Annotated in this window: 12 protein-coding genes; 3 read left to right on the top strand and 9 right to left on the bottom strand. The window is 62.8% G+C overall.

Going from position 1 to position 17434, the window contains the following annotated elements:
- Positions 1-106: 106 nt before the first annotated feature.
- Positions 107-1726 carry an intermembrane transport protein PqiB gene (locus HF916_RS39095; RefSeq protein ID WP_168794077.1) on the top strand — a complete coding sequence of 540 codons (1620 nt, stop codon included), beginning with the start codon at positions 107-109 and terminating at the stop codon, positions 1724-1726.
- Positions 1723-2460, top strand: a complete 738-nt coding sequence (locus HF916_RS39100) for a PqiC family protein (protein ID WP_206001958.1) — start codon at positions 1723-1725, stop codon at positions 2458-2460. The genes HF916_RS39095 and HF916_RS39100 overlap by 4 nt, the downstream gene beginning before the upstream one ends.
- Positions 2461-2470: 10 nt before the next feature.
- On the opposite strand, the gene HF916_RS39105 is transcribed toward HF916_RS39100, so the two are convergent.
- The 3 genes from HF916_RS39105 to HF916_RS39115 form a co-directional block, all read right to left on the bottom strand.
- The gene (locus HF916_RS39105; RefSeq protein ID WP_168795799.1) at positions 2471-4756 is read right to left on the bottom strand and encodes an LPS-assembly protein LptD; all 2286 of its coding nucleotides are present in this window, start codon (positions 4754-4756) and stop codon (positions 2471-2473) included.
- Between the two features lie 164 nt (positions 4757-4920).
- Positions 4921-5325 carry a hypothetical protein gene (locus HF916_RS39110; RefSeq protein WP_168794078.1) on the bottom strand — a complete coding sequence of 135 codons (405 nt, stop codon included), beginning with the start codon at positions 5323-5325 and terminating at the stop codon, positions 4921-4923.
- Entirely contained in the window at positions 5318-5509 is a 192-nt protein-coding gene (locus HF916_RS39115) for a hypothetical protein (protein ID WP_168794079.1), read from the bottom strand. Before HF916_RS39115 ends, HF916_RS39110 begins: the two co-directional genes overlap by 8 nt.
- Before the next feature lie 326 nt (positions 5510-5835).
- Here HF916_RS39115 and bamA point away from each other — a divergent pair, with 326 nt between their 5' ends.
- Entirely contained in the window at positions 5836-8145 is a 2310-nt protein-coding gene (gene bamA, locus HF916_RS39120) for an outer membrane protein assembly factor BamA (RefSeq protein WP_206001959.1), read from the top strand.
- A gap of 152 nt (positions 8146-8297) precedes the next feature.
- Here bamA and HF916_RS39125 read toward each other — a convergent pair whose 3' ends face one another.
- From HF916_RS39125 to ilvB, 6 genes are all read right to left on the bottom strand, one after another.
- Positions 8298-8651 carry a copper-binding protein gene (locus HF916_RS39125; RefSeq protein WP_168794080.1) on the bottom strand — a complete coding sequence of 118 codons (354 nt, stop codon included), beginning with the start codon at positions 8649-8651 and terminating at the stop codon, positions 8298-8300.
- Complete coding sequence (locus HF916_RS39130) at positions 8648-11866, bottom strand: efflux RND transporter permease subunit (protein ID WP_168794081.1); 3219 nt, start codon at positions 11864-11866, stop codon at positions 8648-8650. Before HF916_RS39130 ends, HF916_RS39125 begins: the two co-directional genes overlap by 4 nt.
- On the bottom strand, positions 11863-13389 hold the full coding sequence (locus HF916_RS39135) for an efflux RND transporter periplasmic adaptor subunit (protein WP_168794082.1): 1527 nt from the start codon (positions 13387-13389) through the stop codon (positions 11863-11865). Before HF916_RS39135 ends, HF916_RS39130 begins: the two co-directional genes overlap by 4 nt.
- Before the next feature lie 11 nt (positions 13390-13400).
- On the bottom strand, positions 13401-14702 hold the full coding sequence (locus HF916_RS39140; RefSeq protein ID WP_168794083.1) for a TolC family protein: 1302 nt from the start codon (positions 14700-14702) through the stop codon (positions 13401-13403).
- Positions 14703-14813: 111 nt separating this feature from the next.
- Complete coding sequence (locus HF916_RS39145; protein ID WP_168794084.1) at positions 14814-15179, bottom strand: hypothetical protein; 366 nt, start codon at positions 15177-15179, stop codon at positions 14814-14816.
- Between the two features lie 83 nt (positions 15180-15262).
- Entirely contained in the window at positions 15263-17128 is a 1866-nt protein-coding gene (gene ilvB / locus HF916_RS39150) for a biosynthetic-type acetolactate synthase large subunit (protein ID WP_206001960.1), read from the bottom strand.
- Between the last annotated feature and the right edge of the window lie 306 nt (positions 17129-17434).

Here is a 17434-nt window from a genome sequence, read left to right on the forward strand (position 1 = left end):
GGGGACCAGCGGTGAGCATGGCGCTGCAGTTCGATCCGCGCCCGCTTCCGGACCCGCTCGGCGAGCGGTAGCCAGGCCGCGCCCAGCCACGCTTCGGAGCCCCGTCATGAGTAGCCCACAAGGACCTGTCCTGCCGCCCGACCTGCCCGATCCCGATATCGCGCCGCGGCGCAACTGGCTGCCCTCGCTCGTCTGGGTTGTGCCGCTGATCGCGGCGTTGATCGGTATCGCGCTGGTCGTCAAGGCGGTCACGGAGCGCGGTCCGGCGATCGCAATCGTCTTCGACAGCGCCGAAGGCCTCGAACCCGGCAAGACCCAGGTCAAGTACAAAGACGTCGAAATCGGTTCGGTGAAGTCGATCACGCTGTCGAAGGATCGGACGCACGTGCAGATCGCCGTGCAACTCACGAAGCAGGCGGAGAGCTTCGCGGTCAAGGACACCCGCTTCTGGGTGGTTCGCCCCCGCGTGGGCGCCACCGGCGTGTCGGGCATCGGCACGCTGCTCTCGGGTGCGTATATCGGCGTGGACGTCGGCCGCTCCACGGAAACGCAAACCGAGTTCGTCGGGCTGGAGACGCCGCCACCCATCACCGCCAACCAGAAAGGCCATCGCTTCACGCTGCACGGCGATTCGCTCGGCTCGATCGACATCGGCTCGCCGATTTTCTACCGGCGCGTGCAGGTGGGCCAGGTCTACGGCATTTCGCTCGACAAGGACGGCACGGGCGTGACGATGCAGGTGTTCGTCGCCGCGCCGTACGACCAGTACGTCGGCACCAATTCGCGCTGGTGGCATGCGAGCGGCGTCAATGTGCGGCTCGATTCGACCGGCTTCGTCGTCAACACGCAGTCGCTCGCGACGATTCTGGTCGGCGGCCTCGCATTCCAGACGCCGCCAGGCCAGCCGATGGGCACGCCGGCCGCGGAGAAAAGCGACTTCCGGCTCGCCGCCGACGAAGTGGACGCCATGCGCGCGCCGGACGGCACACCGGTACGCGCCGTGATGATGTTCAGCCAGTCGCTGCGTGGGCTGTCAGTGGGCGCGACGGTCGACTTCCGGGGCATCGTGCTGGGCCAGGTGACGGACATCGGCGTCGAATACGATCCGGACGCGCGCAGCTTTGTCATGCCGGTGACGCTGGATCTGTACCCGGACCGGCTGCGGCGGCGTGCCCGCACCGCGACGATGCCCGAGGCAGGTACTACGGCCAGCCATGTGCTATTGCGGCGTCTCGTCGAGCGCGGCCTGCGTGGCCAGTTGCGCACCGGCAACCTGCTGACGGGCCAGTTGTACATCGCGCTCGACATCTTCCCCAACGCCGCGCCCGTCAAGTTCGACACCAATAGCGAGCCGGTCCAGTTGCCGACCATTCCGAACACGCTCGACGCGCTGCAGACGCAGGTAGCCGACATCGCGAAGAAGCTCGACCGGATTCCATTCGATCAGATCGGCTCGAATCTGAACACGTCGCTGAAAAACGCAGACGCGCTGTTCAACCGGCTGAACAACGAAGTCGTGCCGCAGGCGCGCGACACGCTCGCCGCCGCGCGACAAACCTTCGGCTCGGCCGAGGCGACCTTGCAGCAAGACTCGCCGATGCAGTCGGACGTGCACCAGGCGCTGCAGGAGTTGACCCGCACGCTGCAATCGCTGAACGCGCTGGCCGACTATCTGGAGCGCCATCCGGAGTCGCTGGTGCGAGGCAAACCTGGAGACAAGCCATGACTTCCTCACGGCCCTCCTCTGCCTGGCGGCCGCTCGTCGGCGCTGTCGCCGGCACGATGATCTGCGCGGGACTCGCTGCGCTCACAGCCTGTTCGTCGCCGTCGAGCCGCTTCTACACGCTGGGTTCGAGCGACGCACCCACCACCGCACCCACCACCGCACCCACCACCGCGCGCACCGCCTCCATGCCCGCGCTCCTGATCGAAGTGCCACCCGTGGAAGTGCCGCCGCAGATAGCGCGCACCGCCTTCGTCGTGCAGACCGGCGCGAACCAGGTGGACGTGCTCGAACAGACGCGCTGGGCCTCGCTGCCTGCCGATGAAATCCGTCACGCGCTCTCGCAGGAACTGACCCGGCGGCTCGGCACCATCGACGTATTCGGCACGCCGCATCCTGAAGGTGTGCCCGTTTATCGCGTCACGGTGAGCGTGCAGCGTTTCGAATCGTGGCCCGGCTCGCACGCGCTGATCGATGCGGTTTGGAGCGTGCGAGCCTTGAATACGCAGACCGTGCTGACATGCCGCAGCGTCGTCAGCGAGGCGGTGGCGGGCGGTAACGACGCGCTCGTGGCCGGCCACCGGCTCGCGCTCGATCAGGTGGCCGCGAAGATCGCCGCCGGGGTCGAAGCGCTCGACGCCTCACCGGATGCGCGCACCGCGCCTGCCGCACAAGGCATGACGACGACTGCCCGCGCGCGGCGCGCCGCCGCAAGCGTGCCCTGCCCCGCGGATTGACTCGACTCGCTTACGGATAGTCGCTGAACCGTGAGGTCGGCTCGTTGACCGTCGACGCCGGCGTGTAGCCCGGCACATTCGCGCGAAACTGATTGAGCAGGCCGTTATCCACCTGTGAAAAGCCCTTCAGCTGAAGCTGCATCAACACACGCGTGCCGGTGCTCGGCGACGTGGTCGAACTCGTGGCGTTGGTGTACTTTTCGAACGCGACGCCCAATGACCAGCAGTCCGCGTCGTACTGAAGTCCCAGCAGACCCGCGATCAAACGGTGCGTGCTCATGTCGTAATTCACGCGCGCCACGCTCACCATGTTGCGCGCCAGCGGCCATTGCTCCGACACGATGAACTGGTTGACCAGTTGATAGTCGAGCGTGCTGTTGGCGCGCGTATAGCGATACGCGACGTTCAACACCTGGCGTGCGCCCGGCGCCCAGCCGAAGCCGGCTTCCGCGTGCGTGAGGTAATGGTTGGCCTGGCTGTACTCCACGGCCTGCTCGGTCGTGAAATCCGGACCCACCTTGTACGACGCCCCCGCGATCACACCGGTGCGGGCGACCGTACTGAGCGCATCGTCCGCTTCCAGGGTCACGCGCGGCGTGCGGAAGTCGTATTGCTCCGCGAGGATGAAGCGGGCGCGCTCGTCGCCACTGGCGGGATCGATGAAACGCGTGGTCAGTGCGGCGGTGACGCGATTGGCGTCGGATACCCGGTCGTTGCCGACGAAGCTGTTGGGCATGAACAGTTCCGTGAGCCCGAAATCGGCTGTCGCCGTATCGAACAGCGGCGCGAACGCCTGGTTGCGGTACGGCGTGTACACATAGAAGAGCCGCGGTTCGAGCGTCTGCAGGTACGATTGCCCGAAGAGCCGCACACTGCGCTCGAACCGCATGCCCGAGTCGAGGCTGAAGGTGGGCACGTTCACGCTGAACGATTTCGGCTCACCGGCGGGCACGTCCGTACCGATCGAAGTCAGGTCGTAAGCGGCGAAATGCCAGGCGAGCTTCGGCGTGATGAACCAGCCGGGGCGTTCGATCGGATAGCTGACGTACGGGTTGAACACGAACCGGTCGCCTTGCGTCATATCCGCCGACGAGATCGTGAAGCGCGTCGCGTCGCTTTCCGCGCCGAAGTCGAAGCCGCCCACGTCGTAGCGCGCATATCGCACGTTGACCTGCGGTTCGCGGTTATACGTCGAGTCGCTCGAGAAAGTCTGCCAGCGCTGCTCGCGAGCCAGCACGCTCCACGGCCCATTCGTATAGTTGAGGCCCGCCTCCTGCTGATACAGCGTGGTGGAGCCGGTCGGAAACGCCACGCCCGACGCCAGATCGGTCGATACCGTCGAGTCCGACACGCGGTTGTAGTTCACATAGGCGCTCAGGCCCGAACCGAGGTTCCAGTTCTGATTCAGCGCAATCGAGTAGCGTTGTGTGTTGGTAATCGCATCGTGCGGCAGCCACGCGAGCGACATCGTCCCCGAATCGTTCGGCTGGATATAGCGGTAATCCGCCGTCAGCATTTCACCTCTGCGCGACATGATGCGTGGCGTGAGCGTGAGATCGTAGTTCGGCGCGAGATTGAAGTAGTACGGCAATGCGACGTCGACGCCGTTGGTGGAGCTGACCGAGAACGTCGGCGGCAGGAACCCGCTGCGGCGGGCACCCGACAGCGGAAACGACAGCCACGGGCTAGCCAGCAGCGGCACGCCCTGAAAAAACAGCACGCCGTTGTGGGCGATGCCCTCGTCGTTGCCATTGTCGATATCGAATTCGGATGCCTTCAGATACCACGCCGGCGCCGACTCGCATTGGCAGGTGCTGTACGTACCGTGATGAACGACGGTGCGTTCGTTATCGACCACATCCGCGCGCTCGGCGCTGCCCCACCCGCCGCCGAGATAAAACCTGTACTTCGGCACGCTGATATAGCCTTCGTTCGCTTCCACGTAGAAATGTGCGTCCGGTCCGTCGAACACGTTGCCGTTGTCGACGAGGTGCACGTGGCCATAAGCATCGGCTTTGTCGCGGTCGACGTCGTAATAGAGCGCGTCGCCCGCGACGACCGACGCCGGGCGCCGCAACTGCGCGTGTCCCTTCAACGCGACATCCGTGCTGGTCGTAGTGGTCATCGAATCGGCCATCGCCGAGGTGACGGGTTTGTCGCCGGGCCGCAAGGGTTGTTCGCTCAATTGCGGTGCAAGGCGCAGCCCCCAGACGCCGTCGAGCGATTCGGGCGCCGCTGCGGTGCCGGCCAGTTGCGCGTGACCGGCAAGCGGCGCGCATCCCGCCGCGCAGAGCACGAGAGGAACGAGCGGCCGCAAACGTAGACGCTGAAATACACGGCGTAGTATCAAGACAGGTAATGCTCGGAAAGGAGAAAGGACGCAGCGATGCGGCGCGGTGAAGAGGGATCCGGGCAAGCGCCCGTTTGAACTGCGTCATGCGCGAGTGGGTCGACCGGGTTTTACTGAAGCGTCATGTCGTTCGAGCGGGGCTCGCTCACGCCCGCCGTACTCACGCCCGCCGCGCCGCCGAGCGCCTGCAGCAGATAAGGAATCTGCCCGGCCGGCAACGAAAACGACAAGCCCGCGCTGCCCGATAGCCGGAAGCGGATCACCACCATCTCCATACCGTTGAGCCGGCCGACTTCCCAGCCCTGGCAGTGCAGCGCGAAACCCATCTCCTGATCGTTATGAATCACGCGGTCGGCGTGCTCGATGGCATTCGGCAACGCGACCAGCAAGTCGTTGAGCACCGACCGATGCAACGCCGCGGTGGGCTGATTACCGTGAATCAGCAGATATTGACCGTCCGCCGTCAATTGCATGTCGGTAATCGAATTCAGCATGAAGGTCGACGGATCAGACACGGCTCGTGCCCTCCTGCCGGAGCGGTGCACGGCTCACGGCCTTGCCGTCAGTCGTGCTCGGCGCGCTGCCGGACGCCTCGCGCGGAGTAAGCAACGACGCCAGAGCCAGATGAATCGAAAAGACCGGCGTCGAGCTGACACGCAGGACCGCCGCCAGAACTGCGGGTGAAAGATATTCAATCATGATCGCTTCTCCAAAACGCGTTTCGCAGGTAGCGGAATCGACCATTTGACGATAGCAGCGCACGCCGGCCCTTGGGTTACACGCCCCCTACGCTTCCTTGGGTTCTGTAACGCTTTATTTCGCCGCACCGCCCGCAAACCGCACGCGCCTGCCCAACGAGCACGTTGCGCACGTTAGCAACCCTAATGTGCGGAAAGTTTTCAGTAACGATCGACGGCACGCACGTCCCTATACTTCGCGCTTTCCAGAGCCAAGGCACGTCGTTTCGAATGCATCGCTCGCTCTCTTCCACGCTGTCGCGCGATGCATCAGGACTGAAACCCAAGATGAACCTTCAAGTGTTAACGAGCCGTCTAGCCGGTGCGCTCTCGCTCGCCGGTATCACGCTGACAAGCGGGTCCGCCCACGCCGCGCAACCTTTCGTGGTGCAGGACATCCGCATCGAGGGACTGAAACGCGTCGAGCGCGGCACGCTGTTCGCCTATCTGCCGATCAAGCAAGGGAGCACGTTCAGCGACGATAAGGCTTCCGAAGCGATTCGCGCGCTCTATGCCACGGGCTTCTTTAACGAAGTTAGGATCTCAACCGAGGGCAAGGCGGTCATCGTGTATGTGCAGGAGCGTCCGGCGGTCGGCACGATCGACTTCGCGGGCATTCACGAGTTCGATAAGGAAAACCTGACCAAGGCGCTTAGTTCGGTCGGACTGTCGCAAGGCCGCTACTATGACAAGGCGCTGGTCGACAAGGCCGAGCAGGAACTCAAGCGCCAATACCTGACGCGCGGCTACTACGCCGCCGAAGTCACCACCACGATCACGCCGATCGACCGCAACCGGGTGGCCGTGCTGTTCTCGGTGGCCGAAGGTCCGAGCGCGAAGATCCGCCAGATCAACATCATCGGCAACCACGCGTTCAGCACCGATACGTTGCGCGACGAGATGCAGTTGTCCACGCCGAACTGGTTCTCGTGGTACACGAAGAACGACCTGTACGCAAAGGACAAACTGACCGGCGACCTGGAGCACGTGCGCTCGTATTACCTGAATCGCGGCTATCTGGAGTTCAGCATCGAGTCGACTCAGGTATCGCTGACGCCGGACAAGAAGGAGATGTACCTGACGGTCACGCTGCATGAAGGCGAGCCGTACACGATTGCGTCGATCGGACTCGCGGGCAACCTGCTCGATCGCGAAGCCGAGTTGAAGAAGCTCGTGAATATCAAAGCCGGCGAGCGCTTCTCCGCCGAGACACTGCAGGTCACCACCAAGGCCATCGTCGACAGGCTGGGGGAATACGGCTATGCGTTCGCTACGGTCAATGCGGTGCCGAAGATCGACCAGCAACGCCACACGGTCGACCTGACGCTGCAGGTGGACCCGAGCCGCCGCGTGTATGTGCGCCATATCAACGTGATCGGCAACACGCGTACGCGTGATGAAGTGGTGCGCCGCGAAATGCGTCAGCTCGAAAGCTCGTGGTTCGATTCGAACCGTCTCACGCTCTCGAAAGACCGGGTCAACCGGCTCGGCTATTTCACCGATGTCGACGTCACCACCGTGCCGGTGGAGGGCTCGCCCGATCAGGTCGACGTGGACGTCAAGGTGAGCGAGAAACCCACTGGCGCGATTACGTTGGGCGCGGGCTTTTCATCGACGGACAAGGTGGTGCTCTCAGCCGGCATCTCGCAGGACAACGTGTTCGGTTCGGGCACGAGCCTCGCCGTGAACGTGAACACCGCGAAGACCTACCGCACGCTGACCGTGACGCAAACCGATCCGTATTTCACGGTGGACGGCATCAAGCGGATCACCGACGTGTACTACCGCACCAGCTATCCGCTCTACAACTACACGGACACGAGTTTCCGCATCATCACGATGGGCGCGGACCTGAAATTCGGCATTCCGTTTTCCGAAGCGGACACGGTCTATTTTGGCGTCGGGCTCGAACAGAACCGCTTGAACACGGATTCTTCGACGCCGCAAAGCTATCTGGATTACGTCTCCGAATTCGGCCGCGTGGTGAACAACGTGCCGCTGACAACAGGCTGGGCTCGCGACAATCGCGACAGCGCGCTCGTGCCGAGCCGCGGCTACTTCATTCAGACCAACGGCGAAGTCGGCACGCCGGCCGGCGGCACCGAGTACTACAAGGCGGACGTGCAGGCGCAGTACTACTATTCGTTCGCGCGCGGCTTCATTCTCGGCCTGAATCTGCAGGGCGGTTACGGCAATGGCTTTGCGGGCAAGGCCTATCCGATCTTCAAGAATTACTACGCGGGCGGTATCGGCTCGGTGCGGGGCTACGAGGCCGGCTCGCTCGGCCCGACCGACAAGACGACCGGCGACCCGATCGGCGGCTCGCGGATGGTGGTGGCCAACGTCGAGATGACGTTCCCGCTGCCGGGCAGCGGCTGGGACCGGACGCTGCGTGTATTCACCTTCCTCGACGCCGGCAATGTCTGGGGCGACGAAGGCAACAGCACCGGCGCCAACGGCTTGCGGTACAGCTATGGCGCGGGTCTCGAATGGATTTCGCCGATCGGTCCGCTCAAGCTGTCGCTCGGCTTTCCGGTCGTCAAACATGCGACCGACAAGTATCAGAAGTTCCAGTTTCAGATCGGCACGTCGTTCTGAGCGGGCGCGTTCGGGCGCGGTGCCTGACGGGCGCAGGCGCCGCAAGGTCGGCGCTTACCGCGCTATCAGCCAACGGATCAGCATCAGCACTGACACAGCAATGCGTTAGCGGAAGGACAAGGCGCCGACGCATCGCCGTGCAACCGCGAACGTTACTGTTTCAGAAGCTTCACGATGGTCAGCGTGCCATCGACATTTTCAACGCGAACCTTCACCTTCTCGCCCTCCTTCGCCTGTTTGACCATTGCCGCATCCTTGGCCTTGTAGGCCATGGTCATCGACGACATCCCGATGTTCTTCAGTTCGCCGTGCTGAAGCGTCACCATGCCGGTCGACCGGTCCACTTTCCTGATGACCGCATCGGTGAGCGCGGCCTGGTTCGGTGTTCCGCCATCCATCGCGCCGTGGGTCATTTTCATGCCGGCCATATCGTCCGCCGCTATCGCGGCGCCGGCGAGCGTCAGACCGGTACAGAGCGCAGCCGTCAGAGTGATCATCTTCTTCATGGGTTTTCTCCAGAGTGAGTGTGCGGCACAAGCGTGCCATTGGGTGCTACGTGGGATTGAAGCGCGTCTTGCGCGTCGGCTTTCATGCGCGCAACGCGGCGGCGTTGCAGCAACAGCCAGGCGGCCGGAATGATGAGCATCGACAGGAGCGGCGCGGTCACCATGCCGCCAACCATCGGCGCGGCGATGCGCTGCATGACTTCGGAGCCAGACCCATGGCCCAGCATGATCGGGATGAGGCCCGCGAGAACAACCGCGACCGTCATCGCCTTGGGTCGTACACGCAAAACCGCGCCTTCGCGGATGGCGTCGATCAGGGTCGCTTCGGTAAACGGCTCACCTGCGTCGAGGCGGTGGTTGAGCGCGCCCTTCAGGTAGAGCAGCATCACGACACCGAATTCGGCCGCCACGCCCGACAACGCGATGAATCCCACCGCCGTCGCCACCGACACCGCGTGCCCGAGGATCCAGATCAACCAGAACCCGCCGACCAGCGCAAACGGCACCGTCGACATCAGCAACAAGGCGTCGGCCGCCGAGTTGAACGTCAGGAACAGCAGCACAAAAATGACCGCGAGCGTCACCGGAATCACCGTTCTCAGCTTCGCGGCCGCTCGTTCCAGATACTCGAACTGCCCCGACCAGGCGATGGAATAGCCGGGCGGCAGGACAACATGTTGCGCAACGGCGGTCTGCATCGCCTTCACGGCCGATTGCAAGTCCGTATCGCGAATGTCGACGTAGACGTAGCCGGATAAGCGGGCGTTCTCGCTGCGGATCATCGGCGGCCCATCCGAGATCCTGATCGTCGCCACATCGCCCAGCGTGATCTGCGCGCCGCGCTCGGTGACGACCGGCAACTGGCGCAGCGTGTCGACGGAGTCCCGGATCTCCCGCGGATACCGGATATTGATCGGAAAGCGTTCGCGGCCCGCGATCACCTCGCCGACCTTATCGCCCCCCACCGCGGTCGACACGATGGACTGGATGTCCGTCACGGACAGACCGTAGCGGGCGGCCGCCAGCCGGTCGATATCGACGTCGATGTAATGACCGCCGTTCAGGCGTTCCGCCAACGCCGACGTGACGCCCGGAACGTTCTTCAGGACGGATTCGACCTGCGTGGCGATCCTGTCGATCTGCCCCAGGTCCGCGCCGGAGATTTTCACTCCGACCGGCGTCTTGATCCCGGTCGACAACATGTCGAGGCGATTGCGAATCGGCGGCACCCAGACATTCGAGAGACCCGGAATCTTCACGCGCGCGTCGAGTTCGTCCACCAGCTTCTCGGGGGTCATCCCGGCCCGCCACTCGCTGCGCGGCTTGAACTGGATGGTGGTCTCGAACATCTCGAACGGCGCAGGATCGGTCGCGGTATCGGCACGTCCCGATTTGCCGAACACGCTTTTCACTTCGGGAACCGTCTTGATGAGGCGATCCGTCTGCTGCAAAAGCTCGGCGGCTTTGTCCGCGGAGATGCCGGGCAAGGCGGTCGGCATATAAAGCAGATCGCCTTCGTCGAGCGGCGGCATGAATTCGCCACCGAGCCGCGACACGGGAATCACCGTGATGGCAAGCGCCAGCACTGCCAGGCCGATTGCGGCCCACGGCCGGCGCAGCGTCGCTTCGAGCACCGGACGGTAAAGCCGGATCAACACACGGTTGATCGGATTGGCGTTCTCATGCGGAATCCGGCCACGGATCAGATAGCCCATTAGAACCGGCACGAGCGTGACGGACAGCCCGGCGGCCGCGGCAATGGTGTAGGTCTTCGTGAATGCCAATGGCGCAAACAGCTTCCCTTCCTGGCCTTCGAGCGAGAACACCGGAATGAACGACAGCGTGATGATCAGGAGCGAAAAGAACAGCGCGGGGCCGACCTCGGCCGCCGACTGCGCGATCAACTCCCACCGCTGGGCGGTCGTGATCGGCGTATCGGGGTGCTTGTGGTCGTACGCCTCCAGATGTTTGTGGGCGTTCTCGATCATCACGATAGCCGCATCGATCATCGCGCCAATCGCGATCGCAATGCCGCCCAATGACATCAGGTTTGCATTGACGCCCTGATAACGCATCACAATGAATGCGGTCAACACGCCGAGCGGCAGCGACAGGATTGCCACGAACGCGCTGCGCAGGTGGAACAGGAACACTGCGCAGACCAGGCCCACGATGATGAACTCTTCGATGAGCTTGTCCTTGAGGTTGTCGACGGCGCGCTCGACGAGTTGCGAGCGATCATAGGTGGTCACGATCTCGACGCCCGGCGGCAGAGACTTTTTCAGCCCGGCGAGCTTTGCCTTGACCGCTTCGATGGTCGTCAGCGCATTCTTTCCTGAGCGCATCACGATCACACCGCCGGCCACTTCGCCTTCACCGTTCAGTTCGGCAATGCCGCGGCGCATTTCAGGTCCGATCTGGATGCGCGCGACGTCGCCGAGCAATACGGGGGTCCCAGTGCCGTTCGTGCGCAGCACGATGTGGCGGAAATCATCGAGCGAGTGCAGATATCCCGACGACCTGACCATGTACTCCGACTCGGCCAGCTCGACCACCGAACCACCCGATTCCTGATTCGCCTTGCCGATGGCATCCGCGACGCTAGCCTGTGTGATGCCGTAGGCGCGCAGCTTGTCCGGATCCAGAACGACCTGGTATTGCCGCACCATGCCGCCGATGCTAGCGACCTCCGAAACGTCGGGTACCGATTTCAACTCAAACTTAAGAAACCAGTCGTTCAAGGCCCGAAGCTGGCCGAGGTCATGTTTGCCCGTGCGGTCGAGCAGTGCGTATTCGTAGACCCAGCCAACGCCTGTGGCATCGGGCCCGAGTGAAACAGTCGCGCCCGGCGGCAAGCGGCTCTGCACCTGGTTGAGATATTCGAGCACGCGCGAGCGGGCCCAGTACGGGTCCGTCCTGTCATCGAATAGCACGTAGACGAATGCGTCCCCGAACGACGAATAGGCGCGTATGGTGGTCGCGCCGGGCACCCCCAGCAGGGTCGTCGTGAGCGGATACGTCACCTGGTCTTCAACGACTTGCGGCGCCTTGCCGGGATACGACGCCTTGATGATGACCTGCGTGTCGGAGAGATCCGGCAATGCGTCGACCGGCGTTTGAGTCAGCGAATAAACGCCCCACGCGGTGACGAGCACGGTCGCGAGCAGCACGAGGAACCGGTTGTCAATCGACCAGCGAATGATGCGTGCAATCATTTCGTGCCTCCGGCCGGTTCGACCTGCGTCAACTGGTAGCCGTCGCCGGATGGCTTGAAGACGAAATGCACGGACTCGCCGACCTTGACGTCCGGAAAGGCCGTCGGCGATGGCTTGCCGAAGGTCATGGTCATCGCCCCCCAGCCCAGCGCCGGCACAGGTTGATGTGAGAACGTGATGTCGCTGGCGGTGACTTTTTCGACCTTGCCGGTCGTTTCGTAGGTTTGCGCGGCAGCAGGCGCGGAGGCAACAGCAGGCGCCGAGGCCAACGCCGCGGGTGCCGCGCTTCCTGCGAGTTTCGGCAGCACGGACCTCAGGCTCGCTTCCGAGTCGATCAGGAACTGGCCCGATGCGACAACCTGCTGGCCTTCGGTCAATCCGCTCGTCACCTCGGTGCTGTCGCCGCTATCGTGACCGACCGCGATCTGGACAGGCTGCAACCGGCCGTCGCGATTCCTGACGATGACGATCGAGCGCTTGCCGGTCGTGATGACCGCTTCGGACGGCACGAGCAGCCGCGAGACCGGTTTCGCTCCGCTGACCTGCGCGCGCATCAGCATCCCGGGGGTCAGCCTCAGGCCTGCGTTATCGATTTCGAGGCGCGCCTGCAGCGTACGGCTGTCCGGACTGATGCCCGGCAGGATTTCACGGATGTGGCCGCTAAAGTGCTGCGAAGCGTCGCCGGCGAACGTCGCGTCGACCATCATGCCGGGCCGCGCCTGCAATGCGAGCGACTCGGGTATCTCGACGATCAGCCACAGCTTCGAGAGACCCGCGATCTTGGCGAGCGTTTGTCCAGGCGACACCATCGCACCATCGCGAACATTGAGTTCCGTCAGCACGCCGGCCTGCTGGGCGAATAGCGTGACGTGGGTCTGCGCTTTTCCGGTTCGGTCGAGGCTGGCAATCAGCCCGTCCGGAATCGACAGCGCCTGCATGCGCGCACGTGCGGCGGCAAGCAGGCCGGCATCCATGCCCCCGCGTTTGAGCGCCAGGTACTCTTCCTGAGGCGCCAGCCAGTCCGGAACGAAGAGCGACGCAATCGGCGCCCCCTTTGCGACACGTTGCATCGGAGCGCTCGCGTACAGGTGATCGATATAACCCGTCACCCGCGACTGGACGACATCGGCCATCGACTCCTCGAACTGGGTGGTTCCGATCGCATCGAAACGTTCAGCGGCGTCCTGAAGGACCACGGTTGCGTATCGGATGCCGAGATTCTGTTGCAGCGTCGAGTCGACCTTGATACCGCTCGAACCGCCTTCGTCCGCGAAGACGGGCTGAAGCGCCATGTTCATGAAGGGCGATTTGCCGGGCTTGTCGAAGTGCTGGTTCGGCACCATCGGATCGTGCCAATAGAGCACTTCGCGGCCCGTCTTTGGGTCGACCTTGTCTCCGGCCGTGGCTGACGCCATGGATGGCTCTGTTGCAGCACGATGAGTGCCGATCACATAGCCGGCAGCTAGCAGCGCGGCTGCAGTGAACACCGCCGCAACCGCGCGTACGATCAGTTCCTGGTTCATGTTTTTTCTCTTTACTGGCCGGAGGTCAGGTCGGGCGGCAGAACCTGGTATTCCAGCTGCGCCCAGACGAGGGAAACGTCCCGCTCGAGGTTCAACACCTGAAGGTCGGCTTCGAGCTGTGTGTGTCTTGCATCCAACGCATCGGAGAGCGTGCCGGTGCCCGAGCGGTAAGCAGCATTGGCCAGTTGCACTTTTTGTTCGGCCGCGGGAAGAACGGTGTGTTGCGCGTTGGCTAGACGGCCCCGTCCACTGGCGAGCTTTGCCGTCAGACTCTGGATATCCGCGACAACCTGTCGCTCGGTGTCTTCATAAGTGAGCCGCGCCTGCGTACCCATTTCGGACTTTTGCTCGACGTCGCGGTCTTCGACTTTCCCGCGGTGGATCGGCAAAGGGATGGAAACACCGACCGACACGTAGTCCGGGAACTTCCCACCGCTCTTGAAGTAGGTCAGCCCCCACGTCCAGTTCGGGCTCCGGTTGCTGCGGGTCACGTCCGTGTCGGCATCGGCCAGCGAAATGGCTGCGCGAGCCGCGATCAACGCAGGCTGAACCTGAGCAAGCTGCTCGACGCTTAAACTGGATACGTTTGACTGGAGTGCCGGCGGCGTGCCGCCCACTTCGAGCACATTGCCCGCTCCCGTCCAGCGCGACAGCGTAATCAACGCGGTCTTCTCGTCCTGTTGGGCACTGATCAGTTCGTCACGCGCATTTCCAAGCGTCAGGTTCGCCTGAGCGACATCGATCGCCGCCCCTTTTGCGCCGCGGTACGAAGCCTGTTTTGCGGTGAGCTCCTGGCTCAGATGCTCAACCAGCGCCTGACTTAGTGCGACGGTTTTTTTTGCATAGATGGCGTTGAGCCAGGCCATGGCCACTTGCTGACGAACCTCCGCGACCTTTTCGAGGTACATCGATTTCTCGCGCTCCACGGCACGATCGGCCCGCGTTGTCTGCAGACGGCGCTTGGCAGGAGAAACCCATTCCTGCTGGATGCCGATGCCGCGCATCGTGAAATTGTCCTGCCCGATCGTGAACGCATTGGGTCCATTGACAGGCAAGTTCTGGAGACTCAGATTCAGCGTGGGATTGGGCAGTTGCCCGGCTTTGACAACCACGTCCGAACTTCCTCGAACCGAGGCTTGCGCAGCCTGGATCGAGGACGAACGACTGGTGGCTATTTGAAGCGCCTCGTCGAGCGTCAGGCCCGCGTCCTGGGCGTGTGCCGCGTGGCCAGCCAACAGGCCGAACGCGAAAAAGACGGCGCACGAGCCAGCCCGGGCGCGCCGGAATGCCGGCGTGCCAATGATGGAAAGCATGTTCTAACCTCGAATGGTCGAGCCGCGTGTAGCCGCGCGAGCGGACACACGAACTCACGTCCCGAACGGGACGACATCACCGCTCAAAAGCGGCGAACCAGAACGATGGAGTTAGAGGGACTGCGGTGGACGCCAGAGGCCATCCGGCTCGCGGATGGAGAGCGACTGTGCGTAGTGGAAGCTGACGGGAACAAACGACCCGGCGGGTCGAGTCACGGTGGGAGCAGAAACGGGGTGATAGAGGCTGCCCATCTGACACTGGGCGCTCACCTTGCACAGCGATATCTTCGACTTGGCGTGTTCGCTGGACATCGCGCCTGCCGAATCGCAGCCCGGCATGTCGGCCGACATGGCGGCGTTGTCGCCGGTCATGGCGGATTCCATTGGACACGCTCCAGCCGTGCCGCTCGCTGCCAGCCCGCTCAGGGGCAGCATCACACACAGCAGCAAGACGAGAAGTGTCCGCAGGAATTTCATCGCCGCAAGTATAGCGCAGCCAATGGCATTGGCACGTTGCTGAAGCGGTCGCGTAAGCGCGAGTGAACCAGCACGAAGTACGGCTAGAACATATCGGCCGCCGCCTGACGCTCCGTGCCCTTCCCTTTGGCTTCCGGCTCGGCCCGCGACGGAATGAACGGCCCGGTGACCATATTCGCGTAGCCTTGCCCCGGCCCCACCATCGGAAACACATCAGCGTTCTCGTCGACCATCACTTCGAGGAAAGCCGGTCCGTCGAATTCCACGAAGGCCTTAAGCTGGTCCTCCAGTTCGCCCATGGTTTCAACGCGACGCGCAAACTCAAACCCGTCGGCCTGTGCCGCCATGACAAAATCCTTGCGATGCAGCGACTTGTCGCTCACGCACAAGCGGCCCTCGTAAAAGAGGCGCTGCCATTGCCGGATCATCCCGTCACCGAGATTGTTGAGCAACAGGACTTTGACCGGCACGCCATAGGTGGTGGCCGTCTCCAGGTCGCCAATATTCATGCGGATACTGCCGTCACCATCGATATCGATGACAAGGGCATCCGGCCGCGCCAATTGAGCCCCGATAGCCGCGGGCAACCCGAAACCCATGGTCCCCATGCTGCCCGAAGTGAGGAAGCTGCGCGGCTCGACGAAGTCGAAAAATTGCGCAGCCCACATTTGATGCTGGCCGACACCCGTGGTGACGATTGCTCGCCCGCCGGTCATGTCACTGAGCTTTTCGACAACGAATTGCGGCTGAATTGCCGGACTATTCCGGTCGTAGTTCATACCGTAGACCCGCTTCAGTTCCTTGATACGATCGAGCCAGTCTAAAGGCGGTTGCGCGGCTGGACCATGTTTCATCAGTGACAGCAAGGTATCCCTCGCGTCGCCTACGTGGGTCCAGTGCGCCCGTTTCACCTTGTTGATTTCCGCCTCGTCGATGTCGATATGCGCGACATGCCGCGCTCTGGGCGCGAATGCGTCAGGGCGGCCACCAGCGACCCGGTCATCGAAGCGGGCGCCCACCGCGATCAGGAAGTCACAATCTTCCACCGCGTAGTTCGCGCAGGCCGCGCCGTGCATGCCCAGCATGCCGAGGCCCAGTTCGTGTTTCACGGATATCGCGCCAAGACCCATCAACGTGGTCACCACGGGGACCCCGAAGCGTTCGGCAAACTGACGCAGTTCAGCCGTCGCGCCGGCCGTGATAATGCCGCCGCCGGCATACAGCAGCGGCCGCTTGCTTTGCGCCAGCAGATCGAAGAAGTCGGTGCGCTTGTTCTCGTCGAGACGAGCGCCCTTTGCCACCATTCGAAGACGGTCGGAATAGCCTCGAAATTCCAGCGTACCTTGCCCGTGGTAAGTGCCGGTCCAGTTCTGGATGTCCTTCGGCACATCCACGACAACCGGGCCTGGACGGCCCGTGCGCGCGACTTCGAATGCGGTCCGCAGCGTCTGTTCCAGCTTCGCCGGATCGGTCACCAGAAACACCTGTTTCGCGCACGCCGACATGATGTTAAAGACGGGCGCTTCCTGGAAAGCATCGGTGCCGATCATGGCACGAGGCACCTGTCCGCATATGAGGACGACGGGAATCGAATCACCGTTGCAGTCGGCGATCGGTGTCACCGCGTTCGTCGCGCCGGGGCCCGACGTCACCATGAACACACCGACCTTTCCGCTCGCGCGCGCGTAACCGGCGGCCATGAAGCCGGCGGCCTGTTCATTGGCCGGTACGACGAGTTTGATCTGGCGCTCGGGCGTTTGCGCGTGCATCTCGTTGAAACGAAACACGGCGTCGTACGTCGGCAAAATTGCGCCGCCGCTATAGCCGAATACGGTATCGACGCCCTGTTCGCTCAGCACGCGCAGGATGATGTCGGCACCCGACATCGATTCGCCGGCAGCCGGCGGTTTCAGGAGAGCGTCTAAAGCAACGTTTGGGTTTTGGGTCATGGCTGGCTCGCATGGAAACGGGCGCTGACAACATCAGCGGCCAAAATCTAAGGACGATTTCCCTTCCAACTCGAGAACAGCGTATGTTCCATACCAGCTTATGGGCGATTGCTTCGACGGGTTCTCCGTACAAAGCGCAGCCCATCTAGCACTTTTTTGATGTGCGTCTGGAAGTATCGTGAGAAACGGCTTTATTCATTCTGACAACGATTGAGGCTGCGCACACGCGTAAAAGAGCTTGTATCCGGGCCAGGTTAGGCCGGATTTGAGCCATTGCGGTGATGCACCGGCATCACCGCAATACGC

Origin of the sequence: Paraburkholderia aromaticivorans, assembly GCF_012689525.1 — a bacterium.
Lineage (GTDB): Bacteria > Pseudomonadota > Gammaproteobacteria > Burkholderiales > Burkholderiaceae > Paraburkholderia > Paraburkholderia aromaticivorans_A.

Excerpts from the sequence above, each read along its gene's own strand:
- HF916_RS39140 (WP_168794083.1), bottom strand. The coding sequence starts at position 14,702 with ATGCTTTCCATCATTGGCACGCCGGCATTCCGGCGCGCCCGGGCTGGC.
- HF916_RS39115 (WP_168794079.1), bottom strand. The coding sequence starts at position 5,509 with ATGATTGAATATCTTTCACCCGCAGTTCTGGCGGCGGTCCTGCGTGTC.
- ilvB (WP_206001960.1), bottom strand. The coding sequence starts at position 17,128 with ATGACCCAAAACCCAAACGTTGCTTTAGACGCTCTCCTGAAACCGCCG.
- HF916_RS39095 (WP_168794077.1), top strand. The coding sequence starts at position 107 with ATGAGTAGCCCACAAGGACCTGTCCTGCCGCCCGACCTGCCCGATCCC.
- HF916_RS39135 (WP_168794082.1), bottom strand. The coding sequence starts at position 13,389 with ATGAACCAGGAACTGATCGTACGCGCGGTTGCGGCGGTGTTCACTGCA.
- HF916_RS39125 (WP_168794080.1), bottom strand. The coding sequence starts at position 8,651 with ATGAAGAAGATGATCACTCTGACGGCTGCGCTCTGTACCGGTCTGACG.
- HF916_RS39145 (WP_168794084.1), bottom strand. The coding sequence starts at position 15,179 with ATGAAATTCCTGCGGACACTTCTCGTCTTGCTGCTGTGTGTGATGCTG.
- HF916_RS39100 (WP_206001958.1), top strand. The coding sequence starts at position 1,723 with ATGACTTCCTCACGGCCCTCCTCTGCCTGGCGGCCGCTCGTCGGCGCT.
- HF916_RS39130 (WP_168794081.1), bottom strand. The coding sequence starts at position 11,866 with ATGATTGCACGCATCATTCGCTGGTCGATTGACAACCGGTTCCTCGTG.
- bamA (WP_206001959.1), top strand. The coding sequence starts at position 5,836 with ATGAACCTTCAAGTGTTAACGAGCCGTCTAGCCGGTGCGCTCTCGCTC.